The following is a 19,530-nucleotide window of genomic DNA, read 5'->3' on the forward strand; positions in this document are numbered from 1 at the left end:
TTGAGGGGGTTGGTAACGGGGCTGGAGGGCGCGGCATGTGGGGATGGGGACACCTTCTTGAGGGCCGTCGATGGCCCGTCCGTTGCCAGCGCCCGCGGGCCCCGTTCTGGATGGCGATACCGCTTGCGCTGGTCGCCCTGGTGCTTGCGCCGGGCCAGGCGCTCGCTGATCCGCTGCCCGACACGGCCGAGCGGGTGAAGGCCTCGGTGGTGAGTATCGCGACCTATCAGCCCACCCGCAGTCCACGCGCCCAGTACCTCGGGACCGGCTTCGTCATCGACGATGGCCGTCTCGTGGTCACCAACGATCATGTCCTCCCCGGAAATCTGGACCAGGACAACCGGGAACGTCTGGTGGTGGTGAGTGGCCAGGGTCGGGACAACACGATCCATCATGCCGAGGTCGTAGCCCGAGCCGCGAGCGATGACCTGGTCCTGCTGCGTATCGCCGCACCCTCCCTTCCCGCGCTGCAACTTGGCAATTCCAGCCGCGTGCGGGTTGGAGAAGAGGTCGCGTTCACCGGCTATCCCATCGGCATGATCCTGGGGCTCTACCCGGCCACGCATCGCGCGGGCATCTCGGCGATGACCCCGATGGCGATCCCGGCGCGTCGCGCCGCGGAGCTGGATGACAGCCGCATACGCGCCCTGCGCAATGCCCCGCCGATGGTCTTCCAGCTGGATGCCACGGCCTACCCGGGCAACAGTGGCAGCCCCCTGTATCGCAAGGACACCGGCGAGGTGATCGGGGTGATCAATCAGGTCTATGTCCAGGGCGGGCGCGAAGCGGCCGTGCGCAATCCAAGCGGGATTACCTATGCCATCCCATCGGACCGTATTCGTCCCCTGCTGGAACAGTACCGCTCGCAGGCGGGTGGTTAGGGAGACGCTGATTCAGTCGCGCGTTCGCATTCGCACGGCGTTGCGACTCCCTAACCGTGCTGTTCCGGCTGCGGCTGGGCCGTGGCCGTCTCCGGTTTCTCGGCCAGGAAGGCCTTGTGGAACAGGTGTCGCGCCAGCAGGCCGGCCGGCATCTTGAGCCAGTGCCCACGCAGAAACAGCATGCCCCGCGCGACCGCATCGCGGCGGGGGGTGATCGAGCCGGCGCGCGTGTGCAGTCCGTGTACGAACGACCATCGGCCAAGTCCCCGCAGGGCAATGCCCGCGCGTGCCCGGGCCAGCCGTTTCACGGGCTCGGCCGGGATTTCGGTCAGCAGTAGTCGGTTTGCGGTCCACAGCGCGCGCTCCGCCATCCAGGCGATGTTCAGGGCCTCGGCCTCCGCGACGAAATGCTCCCAGAAGGCATCGCCGTCACGTGTGCTGAAATGGCGGAGCAGCACATGGATGTCGTAGAGGTCGCGCAGGCCCCGGTCCCATTCCGTCTCCGAAAACAGGTGCACGATCGCGTGGAGGACCAGGTGCGCCGGGCACAGGATCCGGAACCGGAACGGTTCCGGGAGTGCCTGGCTTTGCTGCCGCAGGCGGGCGGGATCGGGATGGCCGCGAAAGGTCTCCGGCAGGATGTTGTGGTGCAGGTCCAGCGTGGTGCCGCGGTTCTGGTGCACCAGTGGCGGCAGTTCGTGCATCCACTCGCGGTAGTAGCGCTGGTCGTAGACATTGTGGTGCGTGCCCGACCAGCCCTCGAAGAACAGGAGCTTCTCGGCCCGCTCCACCTCGTTGCGGGGAAAGAGGAGATCGATATCGTTGGCCAGGCGCCCGCGCGCGTTTGGCAGCCCGGCCGCCAGGTAGGCCGCCCCTTTCAGCACAACACCCGGGCTCATCCTTGAGAGCAGCCCGTCCGCCAGGCCGTGCAGTTCCCAGACCAGTGCCCGCGATCGATGTTCGGCGATCAGGGCGGCTCCCCAGAGGTGGCTGGCCACTGGTTCCGGCAGGCCTTCCGCAAGACCCGCGTCGTCCGCGAGGTGCCAGAGCGTACCCAGCAATGCGCTCTCGCGTGCGGCCGCCAGCAACGGGGCCCATTCGGCCGTCGTGCGCTCGGCCATGCTCTCTGGCCGTGCCAGGGCCAGGCGCAGTGCGGTGTCAGCGTCCATCGGCCAGCCTGTCGAATTGCTGCATGGCCTCGTCCAGACGGCTGTAGGTAAAGTCAAAGCATGCGGACTCTTCGGCCAGTCGCCCGGCACTATGAAAGGCTCGCGTGCCCAGTGCGGCGTAATTGAAGGCGTTGGCGATCAGCTGCATGAACCCCGAACCCGCCGCGCGCGGTTTCAGCTGAATGGAGGCGCCCGGCCGATAACGCGGGAAGACGATCCACCCGGGTCGGGCGGTCTCGTGACTGCGATGCACGGCATCCGTCGGCGGGCGCATGTGCGCCACAGCCCCTTTCAGCGTATCTGCGATCGGCGTACTCAGGACGGCCGATGGACAGGACTCGCGTATCACCCGGATCGAGTCGTTCTTCAGACTCACCGGCCGCGCAGGCCCGGATACCTCGTTGGTCGCCAGGTCCACCAGCACGGATTCATCCGTCAGCAGGCGCCAGCCGTGATGGGCCAGGGCCGCGCAAAGCGTGCTTTTCCCGGCGCCCGGCGGGGCGGGGAGAATCAGGGCCTTCCCGTTGCGTTCCAGGGCCGCTGCGTGCAGCACCAGCCGATATGGCACCTGATTGGCGATGCACCAGTTCAGCCCCCATTCGAGCATCGGGTATGCCTGCTGGCAGGCCAGAGGCTTGAAGACGCTGCGCCGGTCGGAAAGAAACAGGACCTGGGGCCGATAGAAGCGGCGGTGGGAACGCGGTGCGCGCAGCTCGCAGTGGAAGTCGTAGAAACTCGAGTTGTCGGCTACTTCGAAGTCCCGGTACAGCGACTCGATGCCCCGGGCCACGCTGGCGATGGGACTCTGGATGCGGCTGGTGAAGGGGCCGGTGCGCAGATAAAGCCCGCGGCCCGCCAGGCTTTGCTGGAGTCGGGCCAGCCCGAGATCGGCGATCCGCATCAGTGGCGGCCCCGGATCAGGTCGGCACTTTGCAGGCTGGACAGCCAGCGCCCCAGTTCGACGTCCGTGCCATCCGCCGGCAGGCCGAGCTGCCGGGCCAGTTCGGCCTCGTCCATCGCCACGCCTGCAGTCAGGCAGTCCATCAGCGCGGCGGCCGCGGGCGTCAGCAGGTGGGTTGTGCCGGCCCCGGGATGAAAAACAACGCACTCCTGCCCCAGGGTGCGCTGCTGCAGCCCGTCAGTCCGTTGCCACCTGCGGCGCGACATATGATTCCCCCTGGTGTCCAGCCATTACGCAAGACCGAATGGCTCAGGCGGATCCCCAGCTCGGGAGGCCCATGGTGTTTTCCAGGAATCGGTATACCTGTTCCGGGTACAGGCGGTCACCACCATCGGTCTCGTAGTGGCCATTCTCCAGCGTGTCGGTGACGATGTCCCGCACCAGACGTTCGGACAGCGGGTACCCGTTGGTGTACTTGGCATTCAATAATGCGGCGGTGCCGTAGCGGATCACTTCACGCTCGGCTGCCCCCTGCACATCCAGTACGAACACCGAAGCGGAGACGGCCCCGATCATGGTGAGGTCCCCCTCCTCTTCCTGGAAGCCCCGGCTCACGCCCGGGAAGCCATAGTTCGAATCGAACAGGACCCCGGACTCCACAGCCACACGCCACTCCGGGTGGCTGTGGAAGGATGCGCTGTTGAACAGGTGGCCGCCGCCCTGACTGCTGGCGCTTACATTGCTCGCATGGCTGGCGTGGGTCGGGTCATAGCCCCCGCTCCAGTAGTCCGGCGAGTGGCCCCCGCAGTCCTGTGGCCCATCGTGGCGTGACACATTGCCGGACGCCCAGCCCGAAGGCATGCAGTTCGCGCCGGCCGCCTTGAGCGGCGACGCGTGCAGGGTCATCAACAAGGGGGTCGCACCGAGCATCGCCCGGCTCAGGCGGCGTCGGCTCTGGCCGTGTGTATCCAGCCTCTCCTGGCGACGGTTCGGATCCTGGTTGTCGTTTTGTTCCATCGCGTCCCTCCAGAATTATCGGGACCGGGCCTTGGTTGGAGTGGTATCGCGTCAAGGGAGACGCGGGCAGTCCAGGCCTCTTGGCTTGATCCTAGTCCGGGTCACCCGGGATTTCGCATTCGGTCGCTGAATTTGTGTATGCCGCACGCATTCGCGACGACAACCAAAACACAGAGCAATATCTATACCCCAAATCAGCAGCGGTGTAATCCACTGTTTGGAAGGCTTTTTCTAATACCAGGGAGCCCACGAAGGTCTACGGCTCGAAGGAAATGTAAAGCACACTGACACTTCGGCGGTGAGGGTGTGCCGGTACGGGAGGGGCCTGTGCGGCGGTGTCACAACTCTTTACACCGGCTCCCTTCGCGCACGCAGGATGAACGAATGGCACAACCGTTCCGCGAGCCACGGTGATGTTCTCCACAGGGCCTTGGCCCAGCGACTCTCCATGGGCTCCTGGAGCCAGCGCAGCCGTCCCGGGACCAGGGGCAGCCAGTAACATGACGCCGGCTGCAGGCCGACCGCACGTGCTGCCGCCTGCAGGGAGTCGCGGGTCTCGTATCGCAGATGCGGTGCCTTCCCGGCCCTGATCCGCCGGCGCTCCTGCAACACGGTGGGCCATGTCCTGGCGTTCAGTGCATCGACCCAGATCTCGCCGCTGGGGCGCAGGACCCGGCGCATCTCCGCGAGGGCCGGGCGAGAGTCGGCCAGCGCCTGCATCACCCCGAAGCAGAGCACGCCATCAAACTCGCCATCGGCGAACGGCAGGCGGTGAACATCCGCCGCGAGCCAGTCGATCGCGGTGGGGCTGCGCTGCCGGGCCTTGTGCAGCGAGGGGGCGGAGTAGTCCAGCCCGACCGGGCTGCGGCCCTCGGTGTGGAGCAGCCGCGTATAGGTGCCGGCCCCACAGCCGATATCCAGCCAGTGCGCGCCCGCGGGTCGGGCCTGTTGCCAGAGCGCCTGGAACTGGCGTACCCGACTGGCCAGCCCGGTGGGCGTCCAGCCCGCGATTGACGCGTCGTCGTCGCACTGGCTGCCGCGCTGGGTAAAACGCTGGCGCCAGCGCTGCTCAAAACTGGAGTTCGTCACGTTGTTGTTCCCGCTGTGATCGTTCGGTGTTGACTGTAGACCGCGCTGCCAGGCCCGGCGCCGAGGCGGATGGCTGGACCCGACGCCGACCCGTGGCAGCGGGTTCGATGGTGATGTGTGTCATGAAGTGCAGTATTGCCGCCATGGTCCAGGCGGCCGCGGGGGCCAGCACCAGGCTGGCCGGGTCGGGCCGCAGCCCCACGACCAGCAGCTTGCCCCCTTCCACCAGAAGTGCCACGAGCAGCGCGCCCAGTGCCGCGAGCCATTGCAGCCGGCGGGCATCCAGTGGGCGTCGGATCTGCGCCAGCCATATCAGTGCGCCCAGCGGCAGATACATGGCCACATGCAGTGCCGCGCTGCGCATCGCGACCGTCTCGCCGACGAAGTAGTGGTAATAGAACGGCCAGAGATTGAGTTGATCCCATTGTGCCGCTACGGCGTCCCGGTCCCAGTGGTAGGGACCCAGGTCATGGTTCAGGGCGAGCAGTGCCGCCCCGTACAGCGGGGCCGCAATGACCAGCAGCGGGAGTGCGGTGCGACGCAGGGCGTGCATGGCCTGCCGAGGTGAAAGGTATGCGTACAGGAGCATCCCCACGATGAATCCGGTACCCCGCAGTACTGCCGAACGACCCTCCGCAATCCCCGACAGCGTGGCGAGATTCAGGGCTTCCAGCAGGGTGGCCAGCAGCGCGGCGAGGGTCAGCAGCAGGGCCCAGTTCGCGTACGGCAGCCGCCTTAGTCCGTACGCGAGCAGAATCCCGACCGGCACACTGGCCGCAAGTGTCAGGCCCAGTTCGGAGATACAGCGAAGACCGGATGTACAAGCCCCGTCAGCGACCCACAGGCCCCATGCGCTGGAGCCGAGACGCTGGCTCCACTCGGCGGTGGACAGCACCAGGTCGAACGGGGCCAGGCCAATCACGACGTACAGGATTGCGTAGGCGATCAGGACCGCGATTGCGGTGGTTCGACCGGGGTTCGCCAACTGGCTCCGCCAGTTGAGCATCGGCCGGCGAAGCCCCCACCACATCAGGGCCCCGACGACCGCACCGAGAAAGTTGCCTGCGATGTCCGCCCCGGCCGGATGGCGATAGGGCAGCCAGACCTGAAGAAACTCCACCGTTGCCGTGGTTGCCAGCCCGACAAGCGCGACCAGCGCCAGGGCCCCCAGTCGCCAGACGGGGCCATCGCGGCCATGGGTGAGCCAGGCCATCCAGAAAAAGCCCAGCGGCATGAACATCATGACATTGGCCATGAACTGGGCGCGCCCGCTCGTGCCGGGTCCCTGCAGGCTCATGTCGCGGTAGAGCGACCACGCCTCCTCCAGGCTCACCTCGCCGAACTCGAACGGCAGCAGGGTGAGATAAAGGGCAAAACCGAGCGACAGCCATGCCCCGATGACACAGGTCCGAAAGGCCAGTGGTTCGCGCGTGTGCATCATGGTTTCCTGCGCTGGCGCATGGTCTAACCTGACAAGGGGGCGTATACCGGAGTATGGCCCCGCCAACAGACACGGAACCGCCTCGCATCACGGGGTCGGGGTGAGGAGTGCGTTGATGATGGTGCGGTGGTCAATGGTCCTCTCGCTTGCGTTCTGGGTATGGGTGCTGGCGGGCGTGCTGCTGGTGACCACGGTACCGCTGAGCGCCGATGCGCCCCGTCCAGGCGGGGCCTCGGAGCCGCCCGCTGCTGCCACCCGTGTCCTGCATACCGATCCCGAGGGGTTGCGCCGCGCAGTGCGCCAATTGCGCCCGGGTGACCACCTTCAGCTCGCCCCGGGTGAATACCCCGAGCCGTTGGTGCTGCGGGGCATTAGCGGGACGGCCGAGCGGCCGATCGTGATCACCGGCCCGGATTCCGGGGATCCGGCCATCCTCCGCGGCCGTTCGGGCAGCAATACCATTCGTCTGATCAATACCGCGCACCTTGTGATCCGGCACCTGACCCTGGAGGGAGGCGGGCACAACATCGCCGGAGTCGTGGTCGAGCACGACAGTGAATACGCCCACGACATCACGCTGGAGCACCTGACCATCCGCGGCTATGACCGTTCGCAGGGCAACAGTGGTATCACCACCCGCGCGCCTGCCTGGAACTGGACCATCCGTCACAATGACGTTCGCGATGTCGGCACCGGCATGTATCTCGGTCGTCCGGACGGGACGGGGCCGTTTGTCGCGGGCCTGATCGAGCACAACTTCTTTGCCCGAACGCTCGGCTACAACGTGCAGATCAAGCACCAGCGTTCGCGAACTCCGCGCGCGGGGATGCCGACCGAGCCCCATGCCACCATCATCCGCCACAACGTGTTCAGCAAGGCGGAGCGCGCGAGCAGCGGCCATCGTGCGCGTCCCAACCTGCTGGTGGGGCATTTCCCGCCCGAGGGGCCGGGCCAGCACGACTGGTACTGGATCTACGGCAACCTCTTCTACCAGAACCCCCACCAGCGCCTCTTTCAGGGCGAAGGCCGCCTGGCCCTGTACAACAACCTGTTTTTCAACGACGCCGGTAGTGCCCTGATCGTGCAGCCACACAACCACATCCCGAAGGATGTCCTGATCGTCCACAACACCGTGGTGGCGCAGGGATTCGGGATACGGCTGATCCCGGGCGATCGGCGCTATGAACAGATCATTGCCGGCAATGCGGTCTTCGCGGACCCGGCGATTGATGCCGCCCGCACGGCGCATACGGAAATCAACCACGAGGCCGGCTTCGAACGGGCTTCGGCCTACCTGGCGCAGCCGCACGCGGCGCTCGCGGAACTCGACCTGTTCCCGCTTGAGGGGGTGCTGGGGTACAAGGGCCTTCCCGAGTTCCAAAGTCCGGTTCCTCCCGGTCTGGATCGCGATTACAACGGCCGCGATCGCGCCTCCCCCCGCTACGGGGCCTATGCAGGCGATCGCGAGTCCAACCCGGGGCGGCGCGAAGGGATCGGCCCTGAGGCTCTCGATTGAAGCCCTGCCGCCTGGAGCTCGTCACAGGCGCAGGTCGGTGGCCTCCCGCGGGAAGGCCGATTTCACGTCGAACAGCACCGCTTGCGGGTGTGCGAGCGCACGGATCGCTTCCACCCCCATGTCCAGGAACGCCTGATGTGGCACCGCCACGATGATGGCGTCGAACGAGTCCGCCTCGGGGGCCGAGGTGATCGGAGTGATGCCGTATTCGTGCTCGGCCTCCTCCGGGTCGACCCAGGGATCGAACACCACGACCTCGGTGTTGTATCCGTGCAGCGTATGGTAGATGTCCATCACGCGCGTATTGCGCAGGTCCGGGCAGTTCTCCTTGAAGGTCAGGCCCATCAACAGGATGCGCGCCCCCACCGGATTGATCCCCTTGCGCACCAGCGCACGGATGGTCGCGTCCGCGATGTGGGCCCCCATCGCGTCGTTCACGCGGCGCCCGGCCAGAATCATCTCCGGGTGGTGTCCGACGGCCTGGGCCTTGTGCGTCAGGTAGTACGGGTCCACCCCGATGCAGTGCCCGCCGACTAGCCCGGGCCGGAACGGCAGGAAATTCCACTTGGTCCCGGCGGCCTGCAGGACCGCCTCGGTGTCGAGTCCCAGGCGCTCGAACAGCAGCGCCAGCTCGTTGATCAGGGCGATGTTCACGTCACGCTGGGTGTTTTCGATCACCTTGGCCGCCTCGGCGACACGGATGCTCTCGGCCTTGTGCGTACCGGCCGTGATGACGCGCGCATACAGGGCATCGACGAAGTCCGCCACCTCCGGCAGCGACCCCGAGGTGACCTTCTTGATGGAGGTGACCCGGTGCGTCTTGTCCCCGGGGTTGATCCGTTCGGGACTGTAGCCGGTGAAGAAGTCCTCGTTGTGGGTCAGCCCGGATTCCTGTTCCAGGATCGGGACGCAGTCTTCTTCCGTTGCCCCCGGATAGACCGTTGACTCGTAGATCACCACGTCGCCGCGCTTGAGCACCTGTCCCACGGTATGGGTGGCCCCGAGCAGGGGGCGCAGGTCGGGTCGCCGGTGGGCGTCGATTGGTGTCGGTACCGTCACCACATAGACATTGCACGGGCGCAGTGCCTCGAGCTCCGTGGTGTAGTCCAGGTGCGACGCGGCGGCGAGATCTTCCGGTTCGACCTCGCGGGTGCGGTCGATACCGTTTTTCAGTTCCTGGATGCGGTTGGGCTGGATATCGAATCCCAGGGTAGGCCAGACCCGGCCGAACTCGACCGCCAGGGGCAGGCCGACATAGCCCAGTCCGATAACCCCGAGGCGAATCTCTTCCGATGAGGGGAGTGCATGCATGAGTGAAGGCTCTTCCGTGCAGCGGGTTGAGTAACGGGCGTCTTGCCGGGTCGGTTTCCTTTACACCCGGGCAGCCAGCGTAGTGCGAGCTTAGGCACAACATGGATGGCGGGACAATGATGAAAAATCTGGACAAATTTCGTCCTTTCGTCCTATGCCCATTTCCCTCAATTCGAACTACATTGAGCGCTAATGCCCCAGCCAAACCGGCGTTTCGGGGCTTTAAGGAAACACTAATCAATGTACACACTCGCGTTGGTACCCCAGGTTTTCGGAGGCAAGGCGCGTCGTGCAGCGGGTAGTGGTTCTACCCACAAGCGGCGCAACGCAGGATCGGGGAACCTGGGGTACCAACCCCAAGGGGCTCGGCCGCTTTTGCGTGGGAACGGCGTTGCGGCTCCCTTGTGCAGAATGACTGCACGGCAGTCGCCGCGCCTTGTTCGCACGCAAAAGCGACTCGAGCGCGTACATTGATTAGTGTTTCCTTAACGGGATCTCTTATGCCAACCGATTCGCAATGCGACATCCTGTGCGTCGTCGGGGCGCGCCCCAACTTCATGAAGATCGGCCCGGTGATGCGGGCCCTGCAGCAGGCCGGGATACCGGCGCAACTCGTGCACACGGGGCAGCACTACGACCCGGCGATGAACGAGCGGTTTTTCACCGATCTGCAGATTCCCCGACCGGATATCAATCTCGAGGTGGGCTCCTGTTCGCATGCCGTGCAAACGGCCGAGGTGATGATGCGTTTCGAGGGCGTGCTGGACCGCGTGCAGCCCCGGGCCATCCTTGTGGTGGGCGATGTGAATTCCACGATCGCCTGTGCCCTGGTGGCGGCCAAGAAGGGGGTCGGGGTGATCCATGTGGAGGCGGGGTTGCGCAGCTTCGATCGCAGCATGCCGGAGGAGGTGAACCGGGTGCTCACCGACCAGATCTCCGATCTGCTGTTCATCACCGAGCGCCATGCCCGCGACAACCTGGTACGCGAGGGCATCGACCCCGGCCGGGTCCACTTTGTCGGCAACGTGATGATCGATACCCAGCTCTACAACCTGGAGCGTGCCGTGCCGTGGCAGGAGACGCTGCGGTCGGCCGAGGTGGAGACCGATGCGTTCTCCGACGACCGGGCTTACGGGGTGCTGACCCTGCATCGCCCCTCCAATGTCGACCATGCGCCGGTGATGAAGCGTCTGGTCGACAGCCTGGTGGCCATCGCCCGGGAGCTTCCCCTGGTTTTCCCGTTACACCCTCGAACCCAGGCCCGTTTGCAGGGCTTCGGACTGGAGTCTGCCCTGCGCGAGGCGCCGATCGCCGTGCTGCCGCCGGCCGGCTATCTGGAGATGCTGGGGTTGATGAAAGATGCCCGAGTCGTGCTCACCGATTCCGGGGGTATGCAGGAGGAAACCACCGCCCTCGGGGTGCCCTGCATCACCCTGCGCGAGAACACCGAACGGCCAATCACGATCGATGAAGGTACCAATATTTTAGTAGGCAATGATCCGCAACGACTGATGGAGTCTTTCCGCGAGGTCATGGACCATGGGGGCAAACAGGGGCGCATCCCGGAGTATTGGGACGGCAATGCCGCAGAACGCATCGTGGCCGTCGTGGCTGACTGGCTGAATCACGCAAGAAAATCCTGACCGGTACGTTCGCGCCCTCCGACCGACGCCCCCAGAGGGTTCAGGAGATCGTGAGCGCATGCTGCGAGTACCGTTGTCCATGCTGTCGCCGCAAGGCTGGCGCGCACGCCTGACGATCCTCGCCTATCATCGCGTGCTGGCGGACCCCGACCCGCTACGACCGGAAGACCCGGTGGCCGAGACCTTTCGCTGGCAGATGCGCCTGCTGGCGAGGGAGATGAACCCGCTGCCGCTGGACGAGGCCATCGAGCGTCTGCAGGAAGGCCGGCTCCCGGCTCGGGCCGTTGCGGTTACTTTCGACGACGGTTATGCCGACAACGCGGAGATCGCGCTGCCGATCCTGCGCGAGGAGGGGGTGCCGGCGACGGTCTTTATCGCCACCGGCTATCTGAATGGCGGCTGCATGTTCAACGACATGCTGATCGAAACGGTTCGCCAGATACCCTCCATGGCAGTGGACCTGACCCCGGAGGGGCTGGGCACGCGTTCACTGGAATCCGTGGCGCAGCGCCGCGCCACGATCCACGCCCTGATCGGGGCCCTCAAGTATCGGCCGTTGGCCGAACGCAGCCGCCGCGCCGAGGCGTTGGGTGCCCGTTTCGGTATAACGCCCCCCAGCGACCTGATGATGACCGATGCCCAGGTTCGTGAGCTTGCCGATGCCGGCATGGGGATCGGCGGGCACACCGTCCTGCACCCGATTCTGGCCGAGACCGATGCCGAGACCGCAAGGCAGGAGATTGCGGAGGGCAAGGCCGAACTCGAGGCCCTGGTGGGACGTCCCGTACGGTTGTTTGCCTACCCTAACGGGCGCCCCGGAAAGGACTATGCGCCGGAGCATGTCGAGATGGTGCGTGCCAGTGGGTTCGACGCCGCCGTATCCACCATGGCCGGTGCTGCCGGCCGCGACACGGATCCGCTGCAGCTCCCGCGCTTTACCCCCTGGGACCGAACGCCTCTGCGCTTTGGCCTGCGGCTGGCGCGCAATCTGGCCTCTGCCCACTGAAGGTGCGAACACGATGACGACCCGCGTCCATTTGACCGTTGATACCGAGTTCAGCATCGCGGGGGCCTTTCGCGAGCCGCAAACCCACCGGCCGGTCGGGCCGCCGTCGGTTTACTGCCATCGTGACGGGCGTTCGGAAGGTCTTGGCTATCTGCTGGACACCCTCGACCGGTATGCGGTTCGCGCCACCTTCTTTGTCGAGACACTGAACACGACGTACTTCGGCGACGAGCCCATGGGTGAGATCGCCCACGAGATCGCCGGCCGCGGGCACGATGTCCAGCTCCATCTGCACCCCTGCTGGACGTACTTCGGGCATCCGGACTGGGCCCAGCGGCTGCAAAGCGACCCGCCAAATGACAATGTCACCCGGCGCAGTGTCGAGGAACTGGCCGACCTGATCGAACAGGGAAGGGCGACGTTCCGCCGCTGGGGGCTGGATGCCCCAAGTGTGCTGCGTACCGGCGGGCTCAAGGTCGACCTGAAGGTCTACGCCGCCATGCGCCAGGCCGGGCTCCCCCGGGCCTCCAATATCGGGCTCGCGATCTATCCGCCGGCCGAGCCGGAGCTGCAGTTGCGGGGCGGCTGCCATGTGATCGACGGGGTGCTCGAGTTCCCGGTGACCACCTACACCGATTTCCAGTGGGGGCCGCGGGCCCATCTGAAGTCGCTCACTATTACCGGCACCTCCTGGCCGGAGATGCGCAGGTTGCTGTTCCAGGCCCGACGCCAGGGTCTTAGCGACGTGGTCGTGCTCACCCACCCGTTCGAGTTTGTGCGCTATCGGGACGACCAGCCGACACCCGGCATCAATCCGCTGACTCGCCGCCGCCTGGAACGACTGTGCCGCTTCCTGAAGACGGAACCGGGGTTCAGTCCTGCCTGTATGGCCGATGTGCTGGCCACGCCGGCGCCTCGGGAGGCGACCCCCATGCTCACCGTTCCCGCAGCCCAGGCAGCACTGCGTGCCCTGGAGAACTGGACCAGTCAGCGGGTGTTCTGGGGATGAAAGCCGACCACCCAATGGCCGGACATTCTGTGGCCCGCTATCCGATCGAGCGGGTCCGTCTCGCCCTGCGCATCGGCGAGATCACGCTGGGCGACGTCTCGCTGCGAATGTCGGTCGACAGCCGTCATTTCCTGCAGCGCCCGGCGGCCCAGGGCCCGTACGCCGGGGATGCGGTTGCCGATGGCCACCTGGCCCGCTCGCAGCCCGTCGAGGCGCCCTTGCCACGGCTGTCATGGGTGGAGGGCTATCTGCGCTACGTCCCCAGCCAGTACATGCGCCACTACATCGATCTGGACATGGGCTGGGAGGCGTATCAGGCGAAGTTCTCCTCCAAGTCCCGCCAGACGCTGCGGCGCAAGGTGCGCAAATTCGCCGATGCTTCCGGGGGCACGATCGACTGGCGCACCTATCGCACGCCGGAGGAGATCGAGACCTTCCGCAGCCTGGCGCGCGAGGTCTCGCGACTGACCTACCAAGAGCGCCTGCTGAACGCCGGCCTCCCGGACGATGACGCGTTCGCCGAGCGTGCCGCGCGGCTGGCTGCCGCCGACCAGGTGCGGGCCTACCTCCTGTTCCTGGACGGCGAGCCGGTGGCCTATCTCTATTGCCCGGCCCGGGACTCGGCCCTGCTCTATGCCTACCTGGGCTACCACCCGAAGGTGGCCGCCCTGTCGCCGGGCACGGTACTGCAATGGCTGGTGCTGGAATCCCTGTTCCACGAGGGCCGGTTTCGCTTTTTCGATTTCGCCCCGGGCGACAGTCCGCACAAGGCCCTTTTTGGTTCGGGCCACCAGCTCTGTTCGGATATCTATTACCTGCGGCGCCGCCCGCGCCCGCTCGCCCTGGGTCTTGCCCATGCCGCCACGACGCTGGGCTCGGACGCCGTCTCCGCGGCCCTGTCCCGGCTCGGGTTCAAGCAGTCGCTGAAGCGTTTCCTGCGCCGCGGCGGGACGGCCCGCCCCGCGGGTCACGAACGGGAGGTGATCAAGAAATGATCCTGAAGCGCCACCTTCGCAAGGCCTACACCTGTGCCAGGGGCTACTACCTGGCGGTATCGCAACCGACCCCGGACGCTCCGCGCGTCACAACCCGGCTGCATGGTGTTCTCAAGGCCCGGTTTCGGCATCGTATCGGGCCGCGTTATTACTCGCTCTTCCGCCTGGCAGCGGTCGAGTCCGCGCAGTGGGACGACTATGTGATCGACAACGAAGCCTACCGAGACCACTTTCGCGCGTGCAGCGCCGAACGGTACCGACGCATCCTCAACCACAAGAGCCTGTTTTTTGAACATTGCCAGCGCCATGGTCTGCCCACCCCGACGTTGCGGGCCATTATCCCGACGAGCGCGGCCACGTCGGCTGGGGATGGTCTCGATGTTTCCGGGCCGGTCACGCCAACCGTCCAGCACTGGCTGGAGTTCCTTGGCGATGGCACCGATGACCTGTTCATCAAGACCGATGACGGGTCGTATGGCGACGGGGCGTTTTCTGCCACTCGGCGGGGCGATCGCTGGGAATACTGCGGCAGGACCACGACGCTCAGCGACCTGTTCCATTTCGTCCGTGAGCGAGCCGACCAGAGCCGCAGGCCCTATATCGCCCAGTCGCGCATCCATGTCCATCACGGGCTCCGGCACCTGATGTCGCCCACGGCCGTGGGCTGTGTGCGGATCGTGACCTACATGAAGGATGGCGAGGTCCATTTCTTTCGCGCCGAGATCAAGCTGACCGCGGGGGAGGGGGATATCGACAACTTCGTGCTGGGAACCACCGGCAATGTGGTTGCGGCGGTGGATATCGACAGTGGTCGGATGTCGGTTGGCTATGCCTCGCGCAGTCCTGCCTGGCCGGTCATACAACCGGTGACCGAGCATCCAGATACCGGCGAGCCTATCGAGGGCACTCCGGTGCCGCTGTGGGAAGAGGTCAAGGCGCTCGCGCTCCAGGCCCAGCGCAGCCTGCCCGAGGTCAGGACGGTTGGCTGGGACATCGCGATTACCCCGGACGGGCCCGTGATCCTGGAAGGCAACTCGACCTACGGGCTGGATATCCTCCAGATCGCCCATCAGCGCGGGTTCAAGCGGGAAATGGAGCAGATCTTTCGTGGGTGACATCCGCCCGCTCGATCAAGATCGAGAGGTGATCAAGAAATGATCCTGAAGCGCCACTTACGCAAGGCCTACACCTGTGCCAGGGGCTACTACCTGGCGGTATCGCAGCCGACTCCCGATGCCCCGCGCGTCACGACTCGAATGCACGGCGTCCTCAAAGCCCGATTCCGGCATCGTATCGGACCGCGTCATTACTCGCTCTTCCGTCTGGCCACGGTGGACCCTTCGCACTGGCAGGACTATGTGATCGACGACAAGGAGTATGGCGATCACTTCCGTGCAATCAGTGCGGAGCGTCATCGAAGCACCGTGAGTCGAAAGAGCCTGTTTTTTGCTCACTGCGTGCGCCATGGGCTGCCAACCCCGCCGGTGCAGGCGATCATCCCCCCGGGCCATGAAACCCCTCCCGCGGAGGGCAGTCCCGAGGGGGCAGGGACGGTTGTCACAAGCGCCCGCCGCTGGCTGGAAGTGTTGCAGGCCGGTGAGGAGGACCTGTTCATCAAGCCCGATGACGGCGCGTATGGGGATGGCGCCTTCTCCGCCACTCGACGGAATGATCGTTGGCATTACTGCGGTCGGCTCACGGCTCTGAGCGACCTGTTCTATTTCGTACGGGCGCGTGCCAGCCAGAGCCAGACCTGTTTCATCGCCCAGTCGCGCATCCAGCCCCACGACAAACTCAGCGGCTTGATGTCCCCCACGGCCGTGGGCTGTGTGCGGATCGTGACCTACATGCGTGACGGGAAGGCCCGCCTGTTCTGTGCCGAGATCAAGCTGACCGCGGGTGAGGGAGACACCGACAATTTCGGGCTGGCGGCCAACGGAAACATGGTTGCTGCCGTGGATATGGACAGCGGTCGGTTGTCTCTTGGATATACCTCGCGCAGTCCAGCGTGGCCGGTCATCCAGCCGGTGACCGAGCACCCGGATACCGGCGAGCCTATCGAGGGCACTCCGCTGCCGCTGTGGGAGGAGGTCAAGGCACTCGCGCTGCAGGCCCAGCGCAGCCTGCCCGAGGTCAAGACGATCGGCTGGGACATCGCGATTACGCCCGAGGGCCCGTTAATCCTCGAGGGCAATACGACCTATGGGCTCGCCAGCCTCCAGATCGCGCATCAGCGCGGGTTCAGGCGCGAGATGGAGCAGATCTTTCGCGGGTAGTTGCCCGTTCCGTGTTTTGCTAGAGCAGGAAAGGCAGTGGGTCGCGCATCGCCTGCCACAGGCCGCGCAGGTTGTACGGAGCGATCCCGCGCCACTGGCGGGGCTGCCAGAGCAGGTGTTTTACTAGATGGCTGTGCAGGTGGTAGGCGCCGGCCACGGGGGAGGCGCGCACAAACGAGCCCCCCGCGGCCAGCGCAAAACCCGCCTCGACGAAGTTGATCCCCGCCCACAGCGAGGCCTGCAGGGTGTACCAGAAGCGCGGGTTGCACTCGAGTACGCGAACGTCCCCGGTCGATTCGTCCACGCGCAGGTCGATATTCGCCACGCCGGTATAGTGCGCCGCCCGAACGATCCGGCGACCGATCTCCAGCAGCCGCTCGTCGGCGAAAAATTCCAGCGAACAGGGATTCCGGCGCGATTGCAGGAGGTGGCAGACCACCTCCCCATCCCGGGCCAGCAGGCTCAGGTCCGCGTCGAATCCGGGCGCATATTCCTGCACCACCAACGGGAAGCGGGCATGCCGGCCACCTCGCTCCAGGTGCGCCTCGATATCCTCGAGCCGCTTCGCCTGAAGGATTCCATGACTGGATTCGCCGTACAGCGGCTTGACCACCAGCGGGAATGTCATCCCGGCATTCTGCAGGCGCTCCAGGTCCTCGGGGCCTTCCAGGCGCAGCGCCTTTGGACACGGAATTCCGCGGGTCTCCATGAAACGCTGAAAGGCCCATTTGTCGTCCAGCATGCCCAGCACCTCCAGGCTGCTGGAGGGAAAGGCCGTCACGCCCGGCAGGCGCGGTGCGAGCGCGTGGACTACGCCGGCTCCCAGGATGTCGGCCCCGACAATTCCGTCGATACGGTGCCGTGTGCAGTAGTCGCGCAGGCGGCCGCCAAAGGTTTCCAGGGTTTCCGGCTGAGTGTCCGGCAGGGGCATGCGCTGGTAGCGATCGCGGTACCGGGAGTGACGTGCGGCCCCCGGGGACTTGAGCTCCAGCAGGTGGATCTCGGTGCCCATTCGCTGCAGGCAGTACAGCACCTTCAGGGCGAGCGGCGAACCGTCCGAGAGCACCGCGACGCGCTGCGGCCTGGTGGTTTCGGTCATACCGGCAGGCGAAGCTGGATGCGTCGGCGGAACGGGCAGATCTCGATGTAGGAACCGGCAATCCGCCAGCCGGTTTTCTCGCTCACCCGAATCGAACTCTTGTGGCTGTGCCAAATGCGGCTGTACAAGCGGGTGAAGCCGCGTTGCGACATCAGGTAGGCGGTTTGTCGTTTTAGCAGGGCTGCATATCCCTGCCCGCGATGCTGGGCCAGGGTGTAAAGCCCGGTGGATTTCGCGGCGCCCTCGGGCAGCCTCCAGCTGCGCCCCTGGCGTTCGGCCTCGTAGCGTTTGCCCCACCAGTACCACTGCACCGCCACCAGTTCATTGTCGCGAAAAAGGCCGAAGCCCTGGGCCCCTTCACCTCCGAACTCCCGGCGTTGGAGCATGCCTTCATCCACCACGCCGTCCAGGTCCTCGGGGGTGATCGGCTCGACGCGGATACCGGCGGGCATCTCGACCTCGGGCTGCGGGAGGTCGATATAAAAGACCTTCCAGTACTGATAATCGCCCAGGCCCAGATGCAGGGCCTCCTTTAAAAGGCTACGCGGACTATAAACATTGACGGTGGCCACACGCTTCCCCCATTGCGAGCTTCGCTGACGACGCGAGTGCTGAACAAAGCGGTCCTGGATTTCTGTGCATGCTACCCCGCTGGCGCGGTTTCAGGATGGCCTTTGAATCAATCACCTATGGGGCTTGTGCTGGCAAAACGCCCATCATTCTTCAGCAAGCGATTATCAATCAGCGCTTCCCTAGCATATATCGCGTTGTTGCACTTGTCGGTACGGTTTTTTTGGTACGCGAAAGCCCTTTTCGTGCAGCTTCAAGCTGCTAATCTGAAACGTCCGGATCGGGTGTGTCCTGGCGCCGGTCGCGCCGCTTGAAATGGGCTCGTATGAAGGGGAGCACGTGCATCCACGAGACTGGGAACGTGCGGATGGTTGCTTGAATGCTGTGGAGGGTGTCGTGGGTAAAGTCTCGGGGTTGCTGGCATCCGCGCTCTATCGTTCCAACCATATCGTGCGGCACTTTTGCCGCTCCGATGTGTGGGGCCAGTTTCAGGCGGCCGCCGACCACTATGGTTCGTCAACACCGGTCATCGCCTGGCGGGCGCTGCGGTTGTATGGGGCGGGTCGTTTTCTGCCTGGCGAATCGCTCTGCCGGGGGCTGCTGGACCCGCGGCTGCCGGTGAACGAGCACCTGGCGCACGTCAGTGAGGAGCGCCTGCACGGGCTCCAGCTCGCGGTAAATTCGCCGCATGCGGCGATGTGTCGTGACAAGCTCATGTTCCACGACTTCTGTCGCAGCCATGACTTGCCCGTGCCCGACCTGCTCGGCGTCGTTTCGCGCCATGGTTCGCGCGACGCCCGGGGGGAGCCTCTCTCCACGTCCGCACAATGGGAGGCCTTCGTGCGCCGGTTGCCCGCATCGTTTCTCGCCAAGCCCAGACATGGGCGTCAGGGATACGGGATTACCGCCCTGGGCTTGGGCGCAAGGGGAGGGATCGTACTACCCGACTTTGCCCGGGACGTGGCGGCTCTGGCCGATGATGGCGAGGACCGCATCCTCGAGCGGCGCCTACAGTGCCACGATCGGGTCGCCGAACTGACCGGCACTCGGTCCATTTCGGCATTGAGGCTGTTTACCCGGGTCAGCCCGGAAGGCGAACCGGAGGTGCTGGACTGTCACTTCCGGCTGATCGTCGGCGACTCGGTGACCGACAATATCAGCGACCCGCGAACGGGCCGTTTCACGGCCAATGTAGTGGCCCTGCCGCAGCTCGGCGATGGGAGGCTGGGGAAGGCCTGGACGTTCAATGCCAATGGGCTGGGGTACAAGTGGGTTACCCACCACCCGCGGACGGGCGTCCTGATCGAAGGCTTCGAGGTCCCGTTCTGGCCGGAAGTGTTGCAACTGGTCAAGACCGCCGCGAGGGACCTGCTGCCGATCCGGACCGCCGGCTGGGACGTGGCCCTGACCCCGAACGGCCCGGTCCTGATCGAGGTGAACGAGCGTTTTCAGCATGTCGGGTTCGGTGATGGCATTCAGCGCATCCGGCAGGCCCTGCTGGCGGACAAGCACTACCTGGAAACCGCTGGCTTCTCGTGTCCCCCTTCGTCTTCGCAGCTGCATTAACCGCCATGACTATGGTGTCAACTCATTACGCGAATCGGCGA

The 19,530-nt window shown here is 65.3% G+C and carries 18 protein-coding genes; 9 read left to right on the forward strand and 9 right to left on the reverse strand.

Annotated features, from left to right (window positions below; genetic code table 11):
- Positions 1-110: 110 nt before the first annotated feature.
- Positions 111-881, forward strand: a complete 771-nt coding sequence (locus tag C935_RS0103420) for a S1C family serine protease (protein ID WP_018861112.1) — start codon at positions 111-113, stop codon at positions 879-881.
- A gap of 50 nt (positions 882-931) precedes the next feature.
- Here C935_RS0103420 and C935_RS0103425 read toward each other — a convergent pair whose 3' ends face one another.
- The 6 genes from C935_RS0103425 to C935_RS0103450 form a co-directional block, all read right to left on the reverse strand.
- Positions 932-2,050, reverse strand: coding sequence for a nucleotidyltransferase family protein (locus tag C935_RS0103425; protein WP_018861113.1), 1,119 nt, complete (start codon positions 2,048-2,050; stop codon positions 932-934).
- Positions 2,040-2,951, reverse strand: a complete 912-nt coding sequence (locus C935_RS0103430; protein WP_018861114.1) for an HprK-related kinase A — start codon at positions 2,949-2,951, stop codon at positions 2,040-2,042. Before C935_RS0103430 ends, C935_RS0103425 begins: the two co-directional genes overlap by 11 nt.
- On the reverse strand, positions 2,951-3,217 hold the full coding sequence (locus C935_RS0103435) for an HPr-rel-A system PqqD family peptide chaperone (RefSeq protein WP_018861115.1): 267 nt from the start codon (positions 3,215-3,217) through the stop codon (positions 2,951-2,953). Before C935_RS0103435 ends, C935_RS0103430 begins: the two co-directional genes overlap by 1 nt.
- 43 nt (positions 3,218-3,260) lie before the next feature.
- Positions 3,261-3,968: a hypothetical protein gene (locus C935_RS0103440; RefSeq protein ID WP_018861116.1), complete on the reverse strand. Its 708-nt coding sequence runs from the start codon at positions 3,966-3,968 to the stop codon at positions 3,261-3,263.
- 348 nt (positions 3,969-4,316) lie between these two features.
- Positions 4,317-5,057: a class I SAM-dependent methyltransferase gene (locus C935_RS0103445; RefSeq protein WP_018861117.1), complete on the reverse strand. Its 741-nt coding sequence runs from the start codon at positions 5,055-5,057 to the stop codon at positions 4,317-4,319.
- Positions 5,038-6,498, reverse strand: a complete 1,461-nt coding sequence (locus tag C935_RS0103450; RefSeq protein WP_026278616.1) for a VanZ family protein — start codon at positions 6,496-6,498, stop codon at positions 5,038-5,040. The genes C935_RS0103445 and C935_RS0103450 overlap by 20 nt, the downstream gene beginning before the upstream one ends.
- Positions 6,499-6,631: 133 nt before the next feature.
- Here C935_RS0103450 and C935_RS0103455 point away from each other — a divergent pair, with 133 nt between their 5' ends.
- On the forward strand, positions 6,632-8,014 hold the full coding sequence (locus C935_RS0103455; protein WP_018861119.1) for a hypothetical protein: 1,383 nt from the start codon (positions 6,632-6,634) through the stop codon (positions 8,012-8,014).
- Positions 8,015-8,035: 21 nt separating this feature from the next.
- On the opposite strand, the gene tviB is transcribed toward C935_RS0103455, so the two are convergent.
- Positions 8,036-9,325 carry a Vi polysaccharide biosynthesis UDP-N-acetylglucosamine C-6 dehydrogenase TviB gene (gene tviB / locus C935_RS0103460; RefSeq protein WP_018861120.1) on the reverse strand — a complete coding sequence of 430 codons (1,290 nt, stop codon included), beginning with the start codon at positions 9,323-9,325 and terminating at the stop codon, positions 8,036-8,038.
- Between the two features lie 500 nt (positions 9,326-9,825).
- On the opposite strand from tviB, the gene wecB reads away from it, so the two are divergent.
- The 6 genes from wecB to C935_RS0103490 are packed head-to-tail and all read left to right on the forward strand — an operon-like array spanning position 9,826 to position 16,254.
- A complete protein-coding gene (gene wecB, locus C935_RS0103465; RefSeq protein WP_018861121.1) occupies positions 9,826-10,968 on the forward strand; it encodes a non-hydrolyzing UDP-N-acetylglucosamine 2-epimerase in 1,143 nt (380 codons plus the stop codon).
- 58 nt (positions 10,969-11,026) lie between these two features.
- Positions 11,027-11,974 (forward strand): polysaccharide deacetylase family protein, encoded by a 948-nt coding sequence (locus C935_RS0103470; RefSeq protein WP_018861122.1) that lies wholly within the window; start codon positions 11,027-11,029, stop codon positions 11,972-11,974.
- A gap of 13 nt (positions 11,975-11,987) precedes the next feature.
- Complete coding sequence (locus C935_RS0103475; RefSeq protein WP_018861123.1) at positions 11,988-12,983, forward strand: polysaccharide deacetylase family protein; 996 nt, start codon at positions 11,988-11,990, stop codon at positions 12,981-12,983.
- Positions 12,980-13,978, forward strand: a complete 999-nt coding sequence (locus C935_RS0103480) for a GNAT family N-acetyltransferase (protein ID WP_018861124.1) — start codon at positions 12,980-12,982, stop codon at positions 13,976-13,978. The genes C935_RS0103475 and C935_RS0103480 overlap by 4 nt, the downstream gene beginning before the upstream one ends.
- On the forward strand, positions 13,975-15,093 hold the full coding sequence (locus tag C935_RS0103485) for a sugar-transfer associated ATP-grasp domain-containing protein (RefSeq protein WP_018861125.1): 1,119 nt from the start codon (positions 13,975-13,977) through the stop codon (positions 15,091-15,093). The genes C935_RS0103480 and C935_RS0103485 overlap by 4 nt, the downstream gene beginning before the upstream one ends.
- A 39-nt stretch (positions 15,094-15,132) precedes the next feature.
- Positions 15,133-16,254, forward strand: coding sequence for a sugar-transfer associated ATP-grasp domain-containing protein (locus C935_RS0103490; protein WP_018861126.1), 1,122 nt, complete (start codon positions 15,133-15,135; stop codon positions 16,252-16,254).
- A gap of 19 nt (positions 16,255-16,273) precedes the next feature.
- On the opposite strand, the gene C935_RS0103495 is transcribed toward C935_RS0103490, so the two are convergent.
- On the reverse strand, positions 16,274-17,353 hold the full coding sequence (locus C935_RS0103495) for an ATP-grasp domain-containing protein (protein ID WP_018861127.1): 1,080 nt from the start codon (positions 17,351-17,353) through the stop codon (positions 16,274-16,276).
- Positions 17,350-17,925 (reverse strand): N-acetyltransferase, encoded by a 576-nt coding sequence (locus tag C935_RS0103500; RefSeq protein WP_018861128.1) that lies wholly within the window; start codon positions 17,923-17,925, stop codon positions 17,350-17,352. Before C935_RS0103500 ends, C935_RS0103495 begins: the two co-directional genes overlap by 4 nt.
- A 448-nt stretch (positions 17,926-18,373) precedes the next feature.
- On the opposite strand from C935_RS0103500, the gene C935_RS0103505 reads away from it, so the two are divergent.
- Positions 18,374-19,489 carry a sugar-transfer associated ATP-grasp domain-containing protein gene (locus tag C935_RS0103505; RefSeq protein WP_026278618.1) on the forward strand — a complete coding sequence of 372 codons (1,116 nt, stop codon included), beginning with the start codon at positions 18,374-18,376 and terminating at the stop codon, positions 19,487-19,489.
- Positions 19,490-19,530 lie beyond the last annotated feature (41 nt).

It is taken from the genome of Thioalkalivibrio sp. ALJ3, from assembly GCF_000377205.1.
Taxonomy (GTDB): Bacteria; Pseudomonadota; Gammaproteobacteria; order Ectothiorhodospirales; family Ectothiorhodospiraceae; genus Thioalkalivibrio.